The 3,625-nt window shown below is 62.3% G+C and carries 7 protein-coding genes; all 7 read left to right on the top strand.

Annotation, left to right across the window (positions count from 1 at the left end):
- The first annotated feature begins 68 nt into the window (after positions 1-68).
- Positions 69-299: a hypothetical protein gene (locus ABEA30_RS15505; RefSeq protein WP_061613716.1), complete on the top strand. Its 231-nt coding sequence runs from the start codon at positions 69-71 to the stop codon at positions 297-299.
- A gap of 153 nt (positions 300-452) precedes the next feature.
- Positions 453-797: a glyoxalase superfamily protein gene (locus ABEA30_RS15510; RefSeq protein WP_093664900.1), complete on the top strand. Its 345-nt coding sequence runs from the start codon at positions 453-455 to the stop codon at positions 795-797.
- Between the two features lie 334 nt (positions 798-1,131).
- A complete protein-coding gene (locus tag ABEA30_RS15515; protein WP_077339363.1) occupies positions 1,132-1,446 on the top strand; it encodes a hypothetical protein in 315 nt (104 codons plus the stop codon).
- Positions 1,443-1,841, top strand: coding sequence for a hypothetical protein (locus ABEA30_RS15520; protein WP_077339361.1), 399 nt, complete (start codon positions 1,443-1,445; stop codon positions 1,839-1,841). Before ABEA30_RS15515 ends, ABEA30_RS15520 begins: the two co-directional genes overlap by 4 nt.
- Positions 1,842-1,990: 149 nt before the next feature.
- Positions 1,991-2,434, top strand: coding sequence for a hypothetical protein (locus tag ABEA30_RS15525; RefSeq protein WP_345584465.1), 444 nt, complete (start codon positions 1,991-1,993; stop codon positions 2,432-2,434).
- A gap of 148 nt (positions 2,435-2,582) precedes the next feature.
- Positions 2,583-3,215 (top strand): hypothetical protein, encoded by a 633-nt coding sequence (locus ABEA30_RS15530; protein ID WP_345584466.1) that lies wholly within the window; start codon positions 2,583-2,585, stop codon positions 3,213-3,215.
- Positions 3,216-3,218: 3 nt separating this feature from the next.
- The coding region (locus ABEA30_RS15535) for a hypothetical protein (protein WP_345584468.1) at positions 3,219-3,625 on the top strand (407 nt) is incomplete at its 3' end.

The raw sequence follows: 3,625 nt of genomic DNA on the forward strand, positions 1-3,625 counted from the left end.
TTAGGTTGGAGCTATCCGAACAGGGAGGGCCTCACCAGCCCTCACAGCCCGAGAAAGGGGCCACCAAAATGATCGACGACTGCATCGATGTTGAGGACGGCGGCTGCGCCGGCCCGGTGGAGCTGCGACAGACGATGTCGGGCAGCGGAGCATCCTTCCCGCGGTGCGAGCTGCACTACGAGATCTACGCCGAGCGCATGGCTGCGGTGATCGCCGAGATCTCGGCCCGATACCCCGTCACCCCGCCGGCCGACTGGAGCCCGCTCGACGCCGGCGAAGCCTGGGACGAGCAGTGGTGACCATGAACGACCAGACCCACTGCAACCTGTGCGCCGATGTCATGTGGCGGGCCGAGCTGCGCGCCGACATCAACCTCGAGCTGATCGCCGTCCGCGTTCGGCTACAAGAACTGGAACACCTTCGTCGCATCGGAAGACGCGGGCCCCCTCACTGTGCCGATCATCCGCACGTTCCCCGGCCCGGAGGCCGACCGCTTCTACCTCCGGTTCCTGGGGTTCAGCGTCGACTGGGAGCACCGATTCGAGCCTTCGCTCCCGCTCTACCGGCAGATCTCCCGAGACGGGATCGTGCTACACCTAAGCGAGCACCACGGTGACGCCACACCCGGATCCGCAGTACGCCTCCGCGTCGCCGACGTCGCCACCCTCCAGCAGCAGCTGCTCACAAGCTCCATCTACCCACTACGCATCGGCCTCGAATCCCAAGAATGGGGAGACGAACTCGCAATCCCCGACCCCTTCGGCAACACCCTGATCTTTCACACACCACGCGAGTGAACACAGCACCCGCCGAAACCGTCCGCCGAAACCGGGTTGCGATCACCGTTTACGGAGCCATCAGAGCGGCAATCACAGGCTCTCCACCACAAACGATCGTTTTCGGTGGGGATGCCGTCGACGTCGACCAGAGGGCCGACACGCCGAGGGATCGCCTGTAGATGCTCACGCTCAGTGGCGTGGTTCCAGGTGAGCAGATTGGCGTCACCCGAGCGGTCAGGTGGTCCGGTAGACCTCACGGCGAGCCGACCCGGCGGTATCGCCTTCGGAGCGGAATCTGCCGGACTTCGAGCTACACGACGCAATTCCGAGCAACACGTGCTTCGATACCTACATGGCGAAGAACAAGATCCGCATCGCTTTCACCGCCCTTCTCGTTTCCCTCCTCGCTCTCACTGCCCTCCCCGCTCAGGCCTGGTCCTGGATGGACTACCAAGAGAACTTCTCCCTGAAATCGAACTGCCAGGCTCGTGGCCAGTGGCTCGTCAAAAACGTCGTCGACCTTGGAGCCTTCGAGTGTCGCTACAACAGCAAGTCACGCACATACAGACTATGGGTTCTGCGCGATGATGAGTTCGGCTGCCGAACCGCCTTGTCGGCGACCAGGAAGAGCATCACTGCTCCGCAGGGATGCGGAGGCAGCGTATGATTACACCTCCCGACGAACTGATCAACGATCTCCGCGAAGCAGTCGCAAAGAACCAGATCGCACACTTCCTTCGTGACCCACACACCCAGGCAATCAGAGTTCTCGTGCACGATGAGACGGCCGGCCGGCACCTGGCCGACAAATGGCCTGGGCGGCTCCTCCTCGTCAACTCCCAGTGGACGGTAGACGAACTCACCCAGTTCGACTCGGTTATAGATGCCTTCCAAGGCCACGTACTCACTCACCAGGGCGGGATCAATCTCAACACCATGCAGCCCTACGTGACCCTGACCGTGGATCGGGACACACCAGAGGTACAACACCTACGTAACGCCGTGCCCTCCACCTACCTCACGGTGAGGATCAGCCCAGGCAGCGAGCCTCTGACCGCATGAAATGACTCAGCGTTCGATCGTGGGGTCCCCTCGCCCAGGGCACGCGGTACCGACCCCTCGTCGTCAGCCAGCAGCCCCACCCCGACCCACCCCCTTGGTGTGGTCGCACCTCTGAGTCTCGACAAGTTACAGGTTTATAAGACAGGCTCGTGGAGGTCGTTCTTTTCCGGCGAGTCCCGCGGGCGCTCCTGGCGAAAGCCACCACCTGGATCCGAACGCTTCTAGCCGGCATCGCCGCAGGCGTCGTCTTGGGCATCACCTCCTCAGAGCCTGTCCTGAACCTCATCGCTGGACCGGCACCAGAACCCTCAACGAGCGTGAGCCCTTCCCCTTCTCCCACAATCACACCGTCGGAGATAGCCGACCCAGCGGCAGCTGAGCCGCCAGCCTCTGATCAGGACGAGCCGACCTCGTTCCTCGAGGAATACAGCAGCGAAACCATCGCGCTCTTGGTCTTCCTCGCTGTCGGCGCATTAGGTGTGGCCATCGGTCCCGGCTACGCCGACTACGCAGCGATCTGGGATCACCTCGAACGCAAGGAATCCAAGAAGCCTTCCGAGGACGAAGCCGACGAAGACGAACAGACTGACTGAGCATCCCCACCCACACGACCCCTAACCGGGTCGTGTGGGTGGGGAACTGGCTCATGGCTAGGGGTTTGGCCGTTGGTTGGCGATAGAATCGGAGGTATCCGAACAAGGGGTTGACCACCCCGACTGATCCCGAGAAAGGGGATAGGCGATGAGTGCTGTTGCCGATGTGAACAAGACGCTGGATGAGCGTGTGGCCGATCTTCGTGGCCGTGTGGTGATGGTGCAAGGACTGGCATACCGGATTGGTGACCAGCTGCCCACGGGGGTGAAAGTCGAGGACGCGGAGGCGTCGCTGATGCCGAAGCCGGGAGCCCGCGTGACCTGCGACGGGGCGCAGGGGGTGCTGCTCGACTACCTGCCCTTCAACCGGGACGGTCAGTACGGAATCACTCTGCTGGTGCTGTTCCACGGACGCAGCGTCGTGGAGTGGTACACCAACCGCCGCGAGCGGATCGTCGATACCGGAGAGCAGGCCGACGAAACCCTGTGTGCAGCGCTCGCCGCCCAGCACAAAGCCCACAGCAATAGGATCGACTCGCTGGTCACCGACGCCCACGAATGGGCCGACGACAACGACCTGTGTGGCAAGTTCGACGAGTTCATGGAATCGCACGGGCTCGAACCTCGGGAACGTGACTTCGATGTGACCATCAACGTCACTTTCACCCGCACCATCACTGCTAAGAGCCACGAGGCAGCGTGCGACAGCGTCAGCGAGTCAGACGTGCGTCAGTGGCTAGGGGCCAACGACTGGCAGTACGAGACTGAGGACGAGGACTGAGAGATGTTCGTTGTCCGCTACGAAATCGACATTCCCGCCGCCACCCCGCAGGAAGCAGCTGCTCGCGCCGCCGAGCTACTCGCCCAACCCGGCACCCCCGCCATGGGCGCATACACCGTCACCGACCCCGACGGCCAAAGCACGCTAGTTGATCTAGCCGAACCTCCCAACCCCTTCGATGAGGTGAAATACGTCACCATCGTGCGCCTGGAAGAATCCACCTCCTACCGAACCGTGCCGAAGTGCGAACTGGAACAGACCATCGGCCCACTCACCAACGACCCCGACGACAACACCAGCCGGCTCATCGACAAGCTCGACTCACACCCCGGCTTCACATGGGAATGGTTGGAACGCTACGCCGAGATCACTGAGGCCAGCACCATCATCAGACCCGCCAACGACCACGA

Origin of the sequence: Tessaracoccus lubricantis, assembly GCF_039544535.1 — a bacterium.
GTDB lineage: Bacteria > Actinomycetota > Actinomycetes > Propionibacteriales > Propionibacteriaceae > Arachnia > Arachnia lubricantis.

What these genes read in the sequence shown, in the direction of transcription:
- ABEA30_RS15520 (WP_077339361.1), top strand. Translation starts at nt 1,443, where the DNA reads ATGATTACACCTCCCGACGAACTGATCAACGATCTCCGCGAAGCAGTC.
- ABEA30_RS15530 (WP_345584466.1), top strand. Translation starts at nt 2,583, where the DNA reads ATGAGTGCTGTTGCCGATGTGAACAAGACGCTGGATGAGCGTGTGGCC.
- ABEA30_RS15515 (WP_077339363.1), top strand. Translation starts at nt 1,132, where the DNA reads ATGGCGAAGAACAAGATCCGCATCGCTTTCACCGCCCTTCTCGTTTCC.
- ABEA30_RS15505 (WP_061613716.1), top strand. Translation starts at nt 69, where the DNA reads ATGATCGACGACTGCATCGATGTTGAGGACGGCGGCTGCGCCGGCCCG.